We start from the raw sequence: 13,225 nt of genomic DNA on the forward strand, positions 1-13,225 counted from the left end.
TACGCGGGAGGCTGTGGATAACAGCGGCTACAGTCGGCCACATGACCAAGTGGGAATACGCAACCGTGCCACTGCTCGTCCATGCCACGAAGCAGATTCTGGACACCTGGGGCGAGGACGGCTGGGAGCTCGTCCAGGTCGTGCCCGGGCCGAACAACCCCGAGCAGCTGGTGGCCTACCTGAAGCGGGAGAAGCAGTAATGGGCGCGGTCGAGGAGAAGCTGACCGAACTGGGCCTGACCCTGCCGGAGGTCGTGCCGCCGCTGGCCGCCTACCAGCCGGCCGTGCGGTCGGGCGTGTACGTGTACACCTCGGGCCAGCTCCCGATGGTGGACGGCAAGCTCCCCGTCACCGGCAAGGTCGGTGCGGAGGTCACCGCGGAGGAGGCCAAGGACCTGGCACGCATCTGCGCGCTGAACGCCCTGGCCGCCGTGAAGTCCGTCGCCGGCGACCTGGACCGCGTCGCGCGCGTGGTGAAGGTCACCGGATTCGTCGCCTCGGCAGCCGACTTCACCGGCCAGCCCGGCGTCGTCAACGGCGCGAGCGAACTGCTGGGCGCGGTCCTCGGCGACAAGGGCGTGCACGCGCGCAGCGCGGTGGGCGTCGCGGTGCTGCCGCTGGACGCGTCCGTGGAGGTCGAGATCCAGGTCGAGCTGGAGTCGTAGGCCGACTTCCTGGTCCCGGAGCCGAGGAACCCGTCGGGCGGATCCCTCACGATCCGCGGGGACCGGGTACCTCTCGAACATTCGCTCACATCGGGATAGCCTCCGCCCATGGCGAATGGGCAGTGGTATCCCCCGGAGTGGCCGGAACGCATCCGCGCGCTCGAGGACGGCACCCTCACACCGGTGCCCGCCCGACGCGCGGCGACCGTGCTGCTCCTGAAGGACTCGCGGGATCCCTCGGCCGGGCCCGCCGTCCACATGCTGCGCAGACGCGCCTCCATGGCCTTCGCCGGAGGCGCGTACGCATATCCCGGCGGCGGTGTCGACCCCCGCGACGACGACCACCGGATCCGCTGGGCGGGCCCCACGCGCGCGTGGTGGGCAGAGCGGCTCGGCGTCGACCGGACCGGCGCCCAGGCGATCGTCTGCGCGGCCGTCCGGGAGACGTACGAGGAGGCGGGCGTCCTGCTCGCCGGCCCCACCCCCGACTCGGTCGTCGGGGACACCACCGGCGAGGACTGGGAGGCCGACCGAGCCGCCCTGGTCGCCCGCGATCTGTCCTTCGCCGAGTTCCTGGACCGCCGCGGACTGGTGCTGCGCTCGGACCTGCTGGGTGCCTGGACCCGCTGGATCACGCCGGAGTTCGAGTCCCGCCGCTACGACACCTGGTTCTTCGTCGCCGCCCTCCCGCAGGGCCAGCGCACCCGCAACGCCTCCACGGAGGCGGACCGCACGGTGTGGATCCGGCCGCCGGAGGCCGCCGTGGCGTACGACAAGGGCGAGTTGCTGATGATGCCGCCCACCATCGCCACCCTGCGCCAGCTTTGCCCGTACGGCACCGCGGCCGAGGTGCTCGCCGCCGCGCCCGCACAGGACATGACCCCGGTCCTCGCCCGCGCCCGCTTGGAGGACGGCGAGATCGTCCTGGCCTGGCCGGGGCACGACGAGTTCACCAAGCACATACCGACCGCCGCGACCGGTGGAGGTCCCGCATGACGGACGCAGCAACCCTGCCCGGCCGCCCGCGGGGCCAGGCCGTGTCCGGTCCCGCCACCGCGCGGGCCGTCAACGTCCTGGCGCCCAACGCCTCCCCGATGACCCTGGACGGCACCAACACCTGGATCGTCGCCGAGCCGGACTCCGACCTGGCCGTGGTGATCGACCCCGGCCCCCTGGACGACGGCCATCTGCGCGCGGTCGTGGACGCGGCCGAGCGCGCCGGTCGGCGGGTCGCGCTGACCCTGCTCACCCATGGCCACGCCGATCACGCGGAGGGCGCCGCCCGCTTCGCCGAGCTGACCGGTACGAAGGTGCGCGCGCTGGACCCGGCGCTGCGGCTCGGCGACGAGGGCCTGGCCGCCGGTGACGTCGTGGCCGTCGGCGGCCTGGAGCTGCGGGTCGTACCGGCCCCCGGCCACACCGCTGACTCCCTGTGCTTCCACCTCCCTGCCGACCGGGCGATCCTCACCGGCGACACGATCCTCGGCCGCGGTACGACGGTCGTGGCGCATCCGGACGGCCGCCTCGGCGACTACCTGGACTCGCTGCGGCGGCTGAGGTCCCTGACGGTCGACGACGGCGTCCACACGGTCCTGCCGGGCCACGGGCCGGTCCTGGAGGACGCCCAGGGCGTGGTCGAGTTCTACCTCGCCCACCGGGCCCACCGTCTGGCCCAGGTGGAGACGGCCGTGGAGGACGGCTTCCGCTCCCCCGCCGACGTCGTCGCCCACGTCTACGCGGACGTGGACCGCTCCCTGTGGCCCGCGGCGGAACAGTCCGTACGGGCCCAGCTGGACTACCTGCGGGAACACGGCCTGATCTAGCAGCGGCCACCGGCTGAGTTCGACCTATTCGGGTCTCGGCGTCTTGACGCCGTGCACGCGCGCGTACTCCTCCGCCAGCCAGGGCCCGAGGTCGTCGACGTACGACCGCAGGGCGACGGGATCGCCGCTCGGCTCGTACCCGTACCCGGCCGCCGCCCGCAGCTGCTCCGCCCGCTGCGGGTAGTACGCGGCGAACGCCTCGGCCATCTCCCGCAGGTCGCTCGTCCAGCCGTTCCAGCGGGGCATGACGAGCGTGAAGGCGGTGCGGACCAGGTGCCGTGACATGAACCGCACGAGGGACCGCCTGGCCTCCTCCGAGTCCTTGGCGCCGGAGACGCGCTCCCGCCAGCGCGGGAGGAGGACCGCGAGGTCCCCGTTGGTCTCGCGGGCCAGTAGCGAGTCGGGGCGATAGCGGGGGAGGTGCTCGGCGAGGTCCTCCCCGAGCAACGGGGTGCACAGACAGGCCACGAACCAACCGAGGTCGTACGTCTCGAGGTCGCTCAGCAGCCGTGCCCGGCCGTACAGCAGGACGCCGACCCCGTCGATCTGCGGGAACTCGTCGTCGAGCGCCTCGCCCACGACACGTACCGCCTCCCGGTCGGCGGCTCCCGGTTCCGTGCACAGCGCGACCAGCAGATCCAGATCGCTGCGCGCCACGCGCGCGGTGCCGCGCGGAATCGACCCGTAGAGGTAGGCGCTGTCGAGCCGCGCTCCGAAGACGTCCAGGAGCCGGCCGCGGGCGGCAGCCACGACGGGCCGGAACTCGTGCCCGACACGCCCCAAGGAGCCCTCGCGCTCGATGTAGCCCTGGGGGTCGAGACCCGGGCGGTGAACGGCTTCTGCCATGGCATCACTGTGCCCCGGCGAAGCCGCCAGGGCAGGTGATTTACGACTGGGCCGACCGCGTGCGTCGCACGCGTGCGTGAGTCGTAACGGTCAGCGTGAGCGCTTCGCCAGTCGCTCGACGTCCAGGAGGATCACCGCGCGCGCCTCCAGACGGAGCCAGCCGCGCTGGGCGAAGTCGGCGAGGGCCTTGTTCACGGTCTCGCGGGACGCGCCGACCAGCTGGGCCAGCTCTTCCTGCGTGAGGTCGTGGACGACGTGGATGCCCTCCTCGGACTGCACGCCGAAGCGGCGGGAGAGGTCCAGCAGGGCACGCGCGACCCGGCCCGGGACGTCGGAGAAGACCAGGTCGGACATGGCGTCATTGGTCTTGCGCAGTCGGCGGGCGACGGCGCGCAGCAGTGCGGTTGCCACCTCGGGGCGGACGTTCAGCCAGGGCTGGAGGTCGCCGTGGCCCAGGCCCAGCAGCTTGACCTCGGTCAGCGCGGTGGCGGTCGCCGTGCGCGGGCCCGGGTCGAACAGCGACAGCTCACCGATCAGCTCGCCGGGGCCGACGACGGCGAGCATGTTCTCGCGGCCGTCGGGGGAGGTGCGGTGGAGCTTGACCTTGCCCTCGGTGACGACGTACAGCCGGTCGCCCGGGTCGCCCTCGTGGAACAGGGAGTCGCCACGCGCGAGTGTCACCTCACTCATGGAGGCGCGCAGTTCCGCGGACTGCTCGTCATCGAGCGCCGCGAAGAGCGGGTTGCGCCGCAGAACGTCGTCCACGAGTTCTCTCCTTGTCGACCTGCTCAGGGGATCTTGCTCCCCCTTGGTACCAGGGGACCGTGCTTCCCATTTTGCCGGACGGTCCAAACAGTGTGATCTGTCACAAGGATGCCGCACAGGTGTCCCGAGGTGAGCGGCAGGGGTCCAATTGGGGGCTGATCTTCGGGGTCCGGGGCGGATGTCGGTGCCGGGCTCTAGGCTGGCCGGGTGTCCAAATCGCCGGTGAGAGCACAGGCCAAGGGGGCTGGGTGGGTGGTTGTACGTGGTGATTCCGCTGTGGGCGAACAGGGCCCGGGTAGCGGTGACGAAAGGGTGAAACCAGCACAAAAGGTACCCGCGAAAAAGGCGTCCGCCAAGAAGACGTCGGCAAAGAAGGCAGCGGCTGTGAAGAAGGCTCCGACCAGGAAGGCGACGACTGCGAAGGCGGGGCCGGAAACCGCAACGAAGGCGGCGGCGAAGAAGGCGACGAAGGCGTCGGCCAAGACAGCCCCCGCCGCGAAGGCTGCCGTTGCGAAGGCGACCGCCAAGAAGGCCGCCGCCAAGGCCACCGCCGCGAAGATCATGCCCGCCGAGCCGCCCCGCGCCGAGTCGCACACCGCCCTCGTCCGGCGGGCCCGCCGTATCAACCGCGAGCTCGCCGAGGTCTATCCGTACGCCCATCCGGAGCTGGACTTCGAGAACCCCTTCCAGCTCCTGATCGCCACGGTGCTGTCCGCCCAGACCACCGACCTCAGGGTCAACCAGACCACCCCCGGGCTGTTCGCCAAGTACCCGACCCCCGAGGACCTGGCCGCAGCCAACCCCGAGGAGGTCGAGGAGATCCTGCGGCCCACCGGGTTCTTCCGGGCCAAGACCAAGTCGGTGATAGGGCTCTCCAAGGGCTTGGTGGAGCAGTTCGGCGGAGAGGTCCCGGGCCGGCTGGAGGACCTGGTCGAGCTGCCCGGCGTCGGCCGCAAGACCGCGTTCGTCGTGCTGGGCAACGCCTTCGGGCGGCCCGGCATCACCGTGGACACCCACTTCCAGCGGCTGGTACGGCGCTGGAAGTGGACTGCGGAGACCGACCCCGACAAGATCGAGGCGGCCGTCGGCGCGCTGTTCCCCAAGAGCGACTGGACGGACCTGTCCCACCACGTGGTCTGGCACGGCCGCCGGATCTGCCATGCCCGCAAGCCCGCCTGCGGCGCCTGCCCGATTGCCCCGCTCTGTCCTGCGTACGGCGAGGGCGAGACCGACCCGGAGAAGGCGAAGAAGCTCCTGAAGTACGAGAAGGGCGGCTTCCCGGGCCAGCGCCTCAAGCCCCCGCAGGCCTATCTCGACGCCGGTGGCAGGCCGGCGCCGCCGCTGGGGGCCGCGTGACGCGGCGGCCCAAGCCACCGGCGTGGTCAACCTGGGTTGACCGGCTGGAACGATCGCGGACCCGCGGGACGTTGGAATCGGCAGAACGGGGGTGGCCATGGCGCACAGGAGCAACACGCAGGACGGCCCGGTGACGGTCAGCAAGGAGGGCCTGCCGGGCTGGCTCGACCCGGTGGTGCACGCGGTGGAGACGGTCGAGCCGCTGCAGCTCAGCCGCTTCCTGCCGCCCGAGGACGGGGCGGGCCGGCAGTCCGCCGTGCTCATCCTGTTCGGCGACGGTCAGCGCGGCCCCGAGCTGCTGCTGATGGAGCGGGCGAGTTCCCTGCGCTCCCACGCCGGCCAGCCGTCCTTCCCCGGTGGCGCCCTCGACCCCGAGGACGGCGACCCGACGGCCGACGGGCCGCTGCGGGCCGCTCTCCGCGAGGCCGAGGAGGAGACGGGGCTCGACCCTGCCGGCGTCCAGCTCTTCGGCGTGCTGCCCAAGCTGTACATCCCGGTCAGCGGCTTCGTCGTCACGCCCGTGCTCGGCTGGTGGTGCGAGCCCAGCCCGGTCGGCGTGGTCGACCCGAACGAGACCGCCCGGGTCTTCACCGTCCCCGTGGCGGATCTCACGAACCCGGCCAACAGAGCCACGACCATCCACCCCAGCGGCCACCAAGGTCCGGCATTTCTGGTCGAATCGGCCCTTGTGTGGGGTTTCACGGCGGGCATCATCGACCGCCTGCTGCACTACGCGGGCTGGGAGCGCCCCTGGGACCGGGAGAACCAGGTCTCACTCGACTGGCGTGCATGACAGGGTGGCGTCCGTGTTGTGTCTTCCCGGGGGACGCTCTGTCCCGTCGCCGCCGCGCGGCGGACCGGCCCCCCGACGGGGCCGACGGGATCGGAGTTCGATGAGGCGAGGCCTGAAGCGGTGAACGTGCTGGACATCCTGTTGCTGCTCGCAGCCGTGTGGTTCGCGATCGTGGGTTATCGCCAGGGGTTCGTCGTCGGCATCCTGTCGGTGATCGGCTTCCTGGGCGGCGGTCTGGTCGCTGTGTACGTGCTGCCCGTCATCTGGGACGCCCTCACCGACAATGCGGAGGTCAGCACGACCGCCGCCGTCGTCGCCGTGGTCGTCGTCATCGTCTGCGCCTCCGTCGGCCAGGCCCTGACCACCCACCTCGGCAACAAGCTGCGCCGCTACATCACGTGGTCCCCGGCCCGGGCTCTGGACGCCACCGGCGGCGCCCTCGTCAACGTCGTGGCGATGCTGCTGGTCGCCTGGCTGATCGGCTCGGCCCTGGCCGGGACGACGCTGCCGACGCTCGGCAAGGAGGTCCGCAGCTCCTCGGTGCTGCAGGGCGTCTCGCGGGCGCTGCCGAACCAGGCCGACATCTGGTTCGCGGACTTCTCCTCGGTCCTCGCGCAGAACGGCTTCCCGCAGGTCTTCAGCCCGTTCTCCAACGAGCCGATCACCGATGTGCAGCCGCCCGACCCGGCTCTCGCGGGCAGCGCCGTGGCGGTCCGCTCCCAGCGGTCCATCGTCAAGGTCATGGGCACGGCACAGAGCTGCGGCAAGGTCCTGGAGGGCACCGGCTTCGTCTTCGCCGACCGCCGCGTGATGACCAACGCGCACGTCGTGGGCGGCGTCGACGAGCCCACCGTGCAGATAGGCGGCGAGGGCCGCAAGTACGACGCCAAGGTCGTCCTCTACGACTGGCGGCGCGACATCGCCGTCCTCGACGTACCCGACCTGAAGGCGCGGGCCCTGCAGTTCTCGGCGAAGGACGCGGCGAGCGGCGACAGCGCGATCGTCGCGGGCTTCCCGGAGAACGGGTCGTACGACGTCCGCGCCGCCCGGGTGCGCGGGCGCATCACGGCCAACGGCCCCGACATCTACCACCGCGGTACGGTCCGCCGTGACGTCTACTCGCTGTTCGCGACCGTCCGCCAGGGCAACTCCGGCGGCCCGCTGCTCACGCCCGACGGCAAGGTCTACGGCGTGGTCTTCGCGAAGTCCCTCGACGACGCCGACACCGGCTACGCGCTCACGGCGGACGAGATCCAGCAGGACATCGCCAAGGGGCGCACGGCGAACGAGCAGGTCGGGACCGACAGCTGCGCCCTGTAGGGCCGTCAGCCGCGCGGGTGGCGCAGGCGTACCGAGACCCAGCGGGCCCGGCGGCGCAGGATGCGCGGAATCCCCACCCTGAGGTCCGAGCCAGGCGCCTGCGGGGTGCCTCGCTGGTGGGAGCTCAGACCGCCGGACGAGCGGCGGTTGCGGGGTGCGTCACTGTAGTCGTGCGTCCAGCCCATACCCCGACGTCTGCCCTTGCCCCAAGGTCGATAACCGCCCCGGGACCCCTCAATCGGCCTATGCGCCAGGCATGTGGCTGTTCGTAGGACACACGTCCGGAACCGGTCACCGATCGGGCTCGGGGTCCTTGAGCCAGTTGATGAGTTCGGTGGAGAACGCGGCCGGGTCCTCTTCGTGGGGGAAGTGGCCGAGACCGTCGAACAGGCGCCAGCGGTACGGGGCTTCGACGTACTCGCCCGAACCGGCCGCGCTGCGCATGCGCTGCACCGGGTCCAGGGAGCCGTGCAGATGAAGCGTCGGCACCCGCACCGGACGCTTCATCCGGCGGTTGAACTGGATGCCGTCCGGACGGGCGAGCGAACGCACCAGCCAGCGGTACGGCTCGATCGCACAGTGCGCCGTCGAAGGGATGCACATGGCCCGGCGGTACGTCTCCACCGCCGCGTCGTCGGGCGGCCGCGGCCCGGACCACTCCCGGATCAGCCGGCCCACGAGCGCGCCGCCGTCCGCCGTCAGTTGCCGCTCGGGGATCCACGGCCGCTGGAAGCCCCAGATGTAGGAACTCGCGGCACTCTGCCGGGGATCGCGCAGCATCGCCGCGCGCCAGCGCCGGGGGTGCGGCATCGACAAGACCGCCAGCCGGCGTACGAGCTTCGGGCGCATCGCGGCCGCCGTCCACGCCAGATAGCCGCCCAGATCGTGGCCGACGAGCGCGGCATCCGGCTCGCCCAGCGAGCGGATCACACCGGTGACGTCGAGGGCGAGGTTCGCGGGGTCGTACCCGCGCGGTGTGCGGTCGCTGCCGCCCACGCCCCGCAGGTCCATCGCCACGGCCCGGAAGCCCGCGTCGGCGAGCGCGGTCAGCTGGTTCCGCCACGTCCACCAGAACTGGGGGAAGCCGTGCAGCAGGAGCACCAGCGGGCCGTCGCCCAGCTCCGTGATGTGGAAGCGCGCGCCGTTGGCGGCGACGTCCCGGTGGGTCCAGGGGCCTTCGGCGCGTACCGCCGAGGCGGCGGCGGGATCCGTCATGACGCCGAGCGTGCCACAGCCTCGATGGCCTCGGGTACCCGATCCTGCGGAAGCTCGGGCCGCGGGTGCGGCTTGGCGTTCTGCAGGACGCCCGCCGTCTCCTTCATGGACGCCGCGACCTTCTGCGGGCCCTGGCTCTTCTTGGTCTTCTTCGCGAAGACCAGGCCGATCAGCGCGAGGACGGCCGCGACGAGCACGTTGGCCGCGAAGGACAGCAGGAAGCAGATCGCGAGGTTCCAGTGGCTCCAGGTCCGAATGCCGTACGCAAGCGCGAAGTTGAGCATCGGCAGCGAGAACAGCAGGAGCACGGCGGCCACCGTGAACGCGCCGCCGCTCGCCACACCGCGCTTGACATCCTGCTTGAGCTGGGCCTTGGCCAGCGCGATCTCGTCGTGCACCAGCGCCGACATCTCGGTCGTCGCGGAGGCGAACAGCTGGCCGATGCTGCGTTCGGCGCCGACCGGGCTGCCGTCGGGTGCGCTCATCGCGGTCTCCCTCTTCTGCGTACGTCGCGTACGGTTCCGTCTTCTGCCGGACTGCGTACGGTCCCGTCTTTTGTACCGTCTCGTCAGATCATGCCGGACGGTCGTCGTCCTCGCCTGCCCCGCCCGGCACTTCGGCAAGCCCGCGGCGTGCCGCGGCCCGCTCGGCGGCGATGCGCCGGTGCTCGGCGGCCTTCCGTTCGTGGATCTCCGCCATGCGCAAGTGGTACGCCGGGTCGTCCTCCTCGTAGATGTCCGGGATGCCGTCCCGGTCCTCGTCGCGCTCCTCGTCCTCGCACATCCGGCGGTACTTGGCGTTGCGCAGCTTCAGCAGCACCGTCGCGCACACGGCCGCGATCAGCGACCCGGCGAGTACAGCGGCCTTGACCTCGTCCGTCAGCACCGCGTCACCCGCGAAGGCGAGTTCGTCGATGAGCAGGGAGACGGTGAACCCGATGCCGGCGAGGATGGCGACCGCGAAGACGTCGGCCCAGGCCAGGTCCTCGCTGAGCGAGGCACGGGTGAAGCGGACGGTCAGCCAGGTGCCGCCGAAGATGCCGACCGCCTTGCCGACGACCAGTCCGAGCACCACACCGAGCGTCTCCGGCTGGGTGAACACGTCCCGCAGCGCCCCGCCCGACACCACGACACCCGCGCTGAACAGTGCGAACAGGGGGACGGCCAGCCCCGCCGACAGGGGGCGCACCAGATGCTCGATGTGCTCACCGGGGGAGTGCTCCTCACCCTTGTGGGTGGTGCAGCGCAGCATCAGACCCATCGCGACGCCCGCGATGGTTGCGTGGACGCCGCTGTTGTACATCAGCGCCCAGATCACGAGGGCGAGCGGGACGTACACGTACCAGCCGCGCACCCCCTTGCGCAGCAACAGCCAGAAGACGACGAGTCCGGCGACGGCGCAGCCGAGTGCGGCGAAGTCGATCCGGTCCGTGAAGAAGATCGCGATGATGAGGATCGCGAAGAGGTCGTCGACGACCGCGAGTGTCAGCAGGAACGCGCGCAGGGCACTCGGCAGAGACGTACCGATGACCGCGAGCACGGCCAGCGCGAAGGCGATGTCGGTGGCGGTCGGCACCGCCCAGCCCTCGGTCGAGCCGCCGCCGGTGAGGTTGGTGAGGGTGTAGACGAGTGCTGGTACGGCCATTCCGCACAGCGCGGCGACCACCGGCAGGACGGCCGCCCTGGGGTCGCGCAGGTCACCGGCGACGAGTTCCCGTTTGAGCTCGATCCCGGCGACGAAGAAGAAGATCGCCAGCAGTCCGTCGGCGGCCCAGTGCTCGATGGAGAGGCTGAGGCCCAGGGCCGAGGGGCCCAGATGGAAGTGGGCCACGCTCTCGTAGCTGTCGTGCAGGACGGGGATGTTCGCCCAGATCAGGGCCATGACCGCGGCGATCAGCAGCAGCACACCGCCGACGGTCTCGGTACGCAGCGCGTCGGCGACGAAGGTCCGCTCGGGCAGCGACAGACGGCCGAAGATCTTACGGCGGGTGGTGGGCGCGGTCACGGGGGAGACCTCCGGTCGGTGGGCAGGGACGAGCACATGCCGACCAGACTTCCCGGCGCACCTTGTGGAGCTTGTCGCGTTGTGATGCTTTGCTTAGTTTACCTAAGGTGCGGTCGGTGTTTTTCGGGCGCTTTCCACGTTATGTGCAAAAGGGGGTGCCCCGCTGTCGCGGGACACCCCTGAAGAGCCGGAACCAGCCGGGACTCAGTCCTCGCTCGGCGCCGCCGGGAGCTTCGTCTGGATGAGGTCCATGACCGCCGAGTCCGTCAGTGTGGTCACGTCACCGAGCTGGCGGTTCTCGGCGACGTCGCGCAGCAGACGGCGCATGATCTTGCCGGAGCGGGTCTTCGGCAGCTCCGCCACCGGCAGGATCCGCTTCGGCTTGGCGATCGGGCCGAGCGTGGCGCCGACGTGGTCGCGCAGCTCGGCGACGAGGTCCGCGTCCTCCGAGGCGTTACCGCGCAGGATGACGAAGGCGACGATGGCCTGTCCGGTCGTTTCGTCCGCGGCGCCGACCACGGCCGCCTCGGCGACGGACGGGTGGGACACCAGGGCCGACTCGACCTCGGTGGTGGAGATGTTGTGCCCGGAGACGAGCATGACGTCGTCGACGCGGCCGAGGAGCCAGATGTCGCCGTCGTCGTCCTTCTTCGCCCCGTCACCGGCGAAGTACTTGTCCTCGAAGCGCGACCAGTACGTGTCGATGAACCGCTGGTCGTCGCCCCAGATGGTGCGGAGCATCGACGGCCACGGCTCGGTCAGCACGAGGTAGCCACCGCCACCGTTGGGCACCTCGTTCGCCTCGTCGTCGACGACGGTCGCGGAGATACCGGGCAGCGGCCGCTGGGCGGAGCCGGGCTTGGTCTCGGTCACACCGGGCAGCGGCGAGATCATCATCGCGCCGGTCTCGGTCTGCCACCAGGTGTCGACGATGGGGGTCTTGTCGGCACCGATGTGCTTGCGGTACCAGATCCACGCCTCGGGGTTGATCGGCTCACCCACGGACCCCAGCACGCGCAGGCTGGACAGGTCGAACTTCGCGGGGACGTCGTCGCCCCACTTCATGAACGTACGGATCGCGGTCGGCGCCGTGTAGAGGATCGTGACGCCGTACTTCTGCACGATCTCCCAGAAGCGGCCCTGGTGCGGGGTGTCCGGCGTGCCCTCGTACATGACCTGGGTCGCGCCGTTGGCCAGCGGCCCGTACACGATGTACGAGTGGCCGGTCACCCAGCCGACGTCGGCCGTGCACCAGTAGACGTCCGTCTCCGGCTTGAGGTCGAAGACCGCGTGGTGGGTGTACGCCACCTGGGTGAGATAGCCGCCCGAGGTGTGCAGGATGCCCTTCGGCTTACCCGTCGTACCCGACGTGTAGAGGATGAACAGCGGGTGCTCCGCCTCGAACGCCTCCGGCGTGTGCTCGGCGGACTGCCGCTCCAGGATCTCGTGCCACCACACGTCCCGCTCGTCGTTCCAGGCGACGTCCTGGCCCGTGCGGCGGACGACGAGCACGTGCTCCACGTTGTCCACGCGCGCGATCGCCTCGTCCACGGCCGGCTTGAGCGCGGACGGCTTGCCGCGCCGCCAGCCGCCGTCGGAGGTGATGACGACCTTGGCGTCGGCGTCCTGGATACGGGTCGCGAGCGCGTCCGCCGAGAAGCCGCCGAAGACCACCGAGTGCGCGGCACCGATCCGGGCACAGGCCAGCATCGCGATCGCGGTCTCGGGGATCATCGGCATGTAGATCGCGACCCGGTCACCGGTCCGCACTCCCAGCTCGAGCAGGGCGTTCGCGGCGCGCGAGACCTCGTCCTTCAGCTCGGCGTAAGTGATCGCGCGGCTGTCGCCGGGCTCGCCCTCGAAGTGGATGGCCACCCGCTCGCCGAGTCCCGCCTCGACATGCCGGTCCACGCAGTTGTAGGCGACGTTCAGTGTGCCGTCCTTGAACCACTTGGCGAACGGCGGGTTCGACCAGTCCAGCGTCTCGGTGGGCTCGGTGGCCCAGGTCAGGCGGCGGGCCTGCTCGGCCCAGAAGCCGAGCCTGTCAGCCTTGGCCTGTTCATACGCCTCTGCCGTGACGTTGGCGTTCGCGGCCAGCTCGGCGGGGGGCGCGAACCTGCGCTCTTCCTTGAGCAGGTTGGCCAGGCTTTCGTTGCTCACGACATCTCCCTTTCGAAGGGTGTCCGTTGTGTCCCAGGCCACAGCTCATCAGACCCGGGGGCCCGATGACAAGGGCCGACCCGAAATTGGTTTAGACCTCTTTGCGTGATCGGGGCCACCTGTACCCACGGACGCCACGCAACCCGAGTTCAGCCCTGTGACGAGGCCCACCGGCACGAGGGCACGGCGTCTCGTGTTCGGCGGCGGGCGACCCCGGCTCTCCGAAGAGTTCTACCGGCGCCACACGGACACACCGCCGCGCCGCCCGGCGTGTCGCGG

At 70.7% G+C, this 13,225-nt stretch carries 14 protein-coding genes; 7 read left to right on the forward strand and 7 right to left on the reverse strand.

Annotated elements, in window-relative coordinates:
* Window positions 1–41: 41 nt before the first annotated feature.
* The 4 genes from sp36 (at window position 42) to IEZ19_RS30795 (ending at window position 2,487) form a co-directional block, all read left to right on the forward strand.
* Window positions 42–200: a Sp36 family protein gene (sp36, locus tag IEZ19_RS30780; RefSeq protein ID WP_003991873.1), complete on the forward strand. Its 159-nt coding sequence runs from the start codon at window positions 42–44 to the stop codon at window positions 198–200.
* Window positions 200–664, forward strand: coding sequence for a RidA family protein (locus tag IEZ19_RS30785; RefSeq protein WP_189314600.1), 465 nt, complete (start codon window positions 200–202; stop codon window positions 662–664). The genes sp36 and IEZ19_RS30785 overlap by 1 nt, the downstream gene beginning before the upstream one ends.
* A 108-nt stretch (window positions 665–772) precedes the next feature.
* A complete protein-coding gene (locus IEZ19_RS30790; protein ID WP_189314601.1) occupies window positions 773–1,660 on the forward strand; it encodes an NUDIX hydrolase in 888 nt (295 codons plus the stop codon).
* Window positions 1,657–2,487 (forward strand): MBL fold metallo-hydrolase, encoded by an 831-nt coding sequence (locus IEZ19_RS30795; protein ID WP_189314602.1) that lies wholly within the window; start codon window positions 1,657–1,659, stop codon window positions 2,485–2,487. Before IEZ19_RS30790 ends, IEZ19_RS30795 begins: the two co-directional genes overlap by 4 nt.
* 24 nt (window positions 2,488–2,511) lie before the next feature.
* Here the strand turns inward: IEZ19_RS30795 and IEZ19_RS30800 are convergent, their stop codons facing one another.
* On the reverse strand, window positions 2,512–3,333 hold the full coding sequence (locus IEZ19_RS30800; protein ID WP_189314603.1) for a nucleotidyltransferase domain-containing protein: 822 nt from the start codon (window positions 3,331–3,333) through the stop codon (window positions 2,512–2,514).
* A gap of 90 nt (window positions 3,334–3,423) precedes the next feature.
* The gene (locus IEZ19_RS30805; RefSeq protein ID WP_030422469.1) at window positions 3,424–4,098 is read right to left on the reverse strand and encodes a Crp/Fnr family transcriptional regulator; all 675 of its coding nucleotides are present in this window, start codon (window positions 4,096–4,098) and stop codon (window positions 3,424–3,426) included.
* Between the two features lie 384 nt (window positions 4,099–4,482).
* Here IEZ19_RS30805 and nth point away from each other — a divergent pair, with 384 nt between their 5' ends.
* The 3 genes from nth (at window position 4,483) to IEZ19_RS30820 (ending at window position 7,567) form a co-directional block, all read left to right on the forward strand.
* The gene (gene nth / locus IEZ19_RS30810; RefSeq protein WP_373297079.1) at window positions 4,483–5,454 is read left to right on the forward strand and encodes an endonuclease III; all 972 of its coding nucleotides are present in this window, start codon (window positions 4,483–4,485) and stop codon (window positions 5,452–5,454) included.
* A gap of 97 nt (window positions 5,455–5,551) precedes the next feature.
* A complete protein-coding gene (locus IEZ19_RS30815) occupies window positions 5,552–6,247 on the forward strand; it encodes an NUDIX hydrolase (RefSeq protein WP_189314605.1) in 696 nt (231 codons plus the stop codon).
* Window positions 6,248–6,367: 120 nt separating this feature from the next.
* Window positions 6,368–7,567, forward strand: a complete 1,200-nt coding sequence (locus tag IEZ19_RS30820) for a MarP family serine protease (RefSeq protein ID WP_189314606.1) — start codon at window positions 6,368–6,370, stop codon at window positions 7,565–7,567.
* Window positions 7,568–7,572: 5 nt separating this feature from the next.
* Here IEZ19_RS30820 and IEZ19_RS51220 read toward each other — a convergent pair whose 3' ends face one another.
* From IEZ19_RS51220 to acs, 5 genes are all read right to left on the reverse strand, one after another.
* Window positions 7,573–7,752 carry a hypothetical protein gene (locus IEZ19_RS51220; protein WP_229841064.1) on the reverse strand — a complete coding sequence of 60 codons (180 nt, stop codon included), beginning with the start codon at window positions 7,750–7,752 and terminating at the stop codon, window positions 7,573–7,575.
* Window positions 7,753–7,858: 106 nt separating this feature from the next.
* Window positions 7,859–8,782, reverse strand: a complete 924-nt coding sequence (locus IEZ19_RS30825; RefSeq protein WP_189314607.1) for an alpha/beta fold hydrolase — start codon at window positions 8,780–8,782, stop codon at window positions 7,859–7,861.
* Window positions 8,779–9,267 (reverse strand): phage holin family protein, encoded by a 489-nt coding sequence (locus IEZ19_RS30830; protein ID WP_189314608.1) that lies wholly within the window; start codon window positions 9,265–9,267, stop codon window positions 8,779–8,781. Before IEZ19_RS30830 ends, IEZ19_RS30825 begins: the two co-directional genes overlap by 4 nt.
* An 88-nt stretch (window positions 9,268–9,355) precedes the next feature.
* The gene (nhaA, locus tag IEZ19_RS30835) at window positions 9,356–10,786 is read right to left on the reverse strand and encodes a Na+/H+ antiporter NhaA (protein WP_189314609.1); all 1,431 of its coding nucleotides are present in this window, start codon (window positions 10,784–10,786) and stop codon (window positions 9,356–9,358) included.
* A 204-nt stretch (window positions 10,787–10,990) separates the two neighbouring features.
* Window positions 10,991–12,946: an acetate--CoA ligase gene (gene acs, locus IEZ19_RS30840; RefSeq protein WP_189314610.1), complete on the reverse strand. Its 1,956-nt coding sequence runs from the start codon at window positions 12,944–12,946 to the stop codon at window positions 10,991–10,993.
* Window positions 12,947–13,225: the final 279 nt, after the last annotated feature.

The sequence above is a fragment of the Streptomyces brasiliensis genome, assembly GCF_014647875.1.
In the GTDB taxonomy this organism is placed as follows: Bacteria; Actinomycetota; Actinomycetes; order Streptomycetales; family Streptomycetaceae; genus Streptomyces; species Streptomyces brasiliensis.

Coding starts and splice junctions, on each gene's coding strand:
- sp36 (WP_003991873.1), top strand. CDS start 42: ATGACCAAGTGGGAATACGCAACCGTGCCACTGCTCGTCCATGCCACG.
- IEZ19_RS30785 (WP_189314600.1), top strand. CDS start 200: ATGGGCGCGGTCGAGGAGAAGCTGACCGAACTGGGCCTGACCCTGCCG.
- IEZ19_RS30790 (WP_189314601.1), top strand. CDS start 773: ATGGCGAATGGGCAGTGGTATCCCCCGGAGTGGCCGGAACGCATCCGC.
- IEZ19_RS30795 (WP_189314602.1), top strand. CDS start 1,657: ATGACGGACGCAGCAACCCTGCCCGGCCGCCCGCGGGGCCAGGCCGTG.
- IEZ19_RS30800 (WP_189314603.1), bottom strand. CDS start 3,333: ATGGCAGAAGCCGTTCACCGCCCGGGTCTCGACCCCCAGGGCTACATC.
- IEZ19_RS30815 (WP_189314605.1), top strand. CDS start 5,552: ATGGCGCACAGGAGCAACACGCAGGACGGCCCGGTGACGGTCAGCAAG.
- IEZ19_RS51220 (WP_229841064.1), bottom strand. CDS start 7,752: ATGGGCTGGACGCACGACTACAGTGACGCACCCCGCAACCGCCGCTCG.
- IEZ19_RS30825 (WP_189314607.1), bottom strand. CDS start 8,782: ATGACGGATCCCGCCGCCGCCTCGGCGGTACGCGCCGAAGGCCCCTGG.
- IEZ19_RS30830 (WP_189314608.1), bottom strand. CDS start 9,267: ATGAGCGCACCCGACGGCAGCCCGGTCGGCGCCGAACGCAGCATCGGC.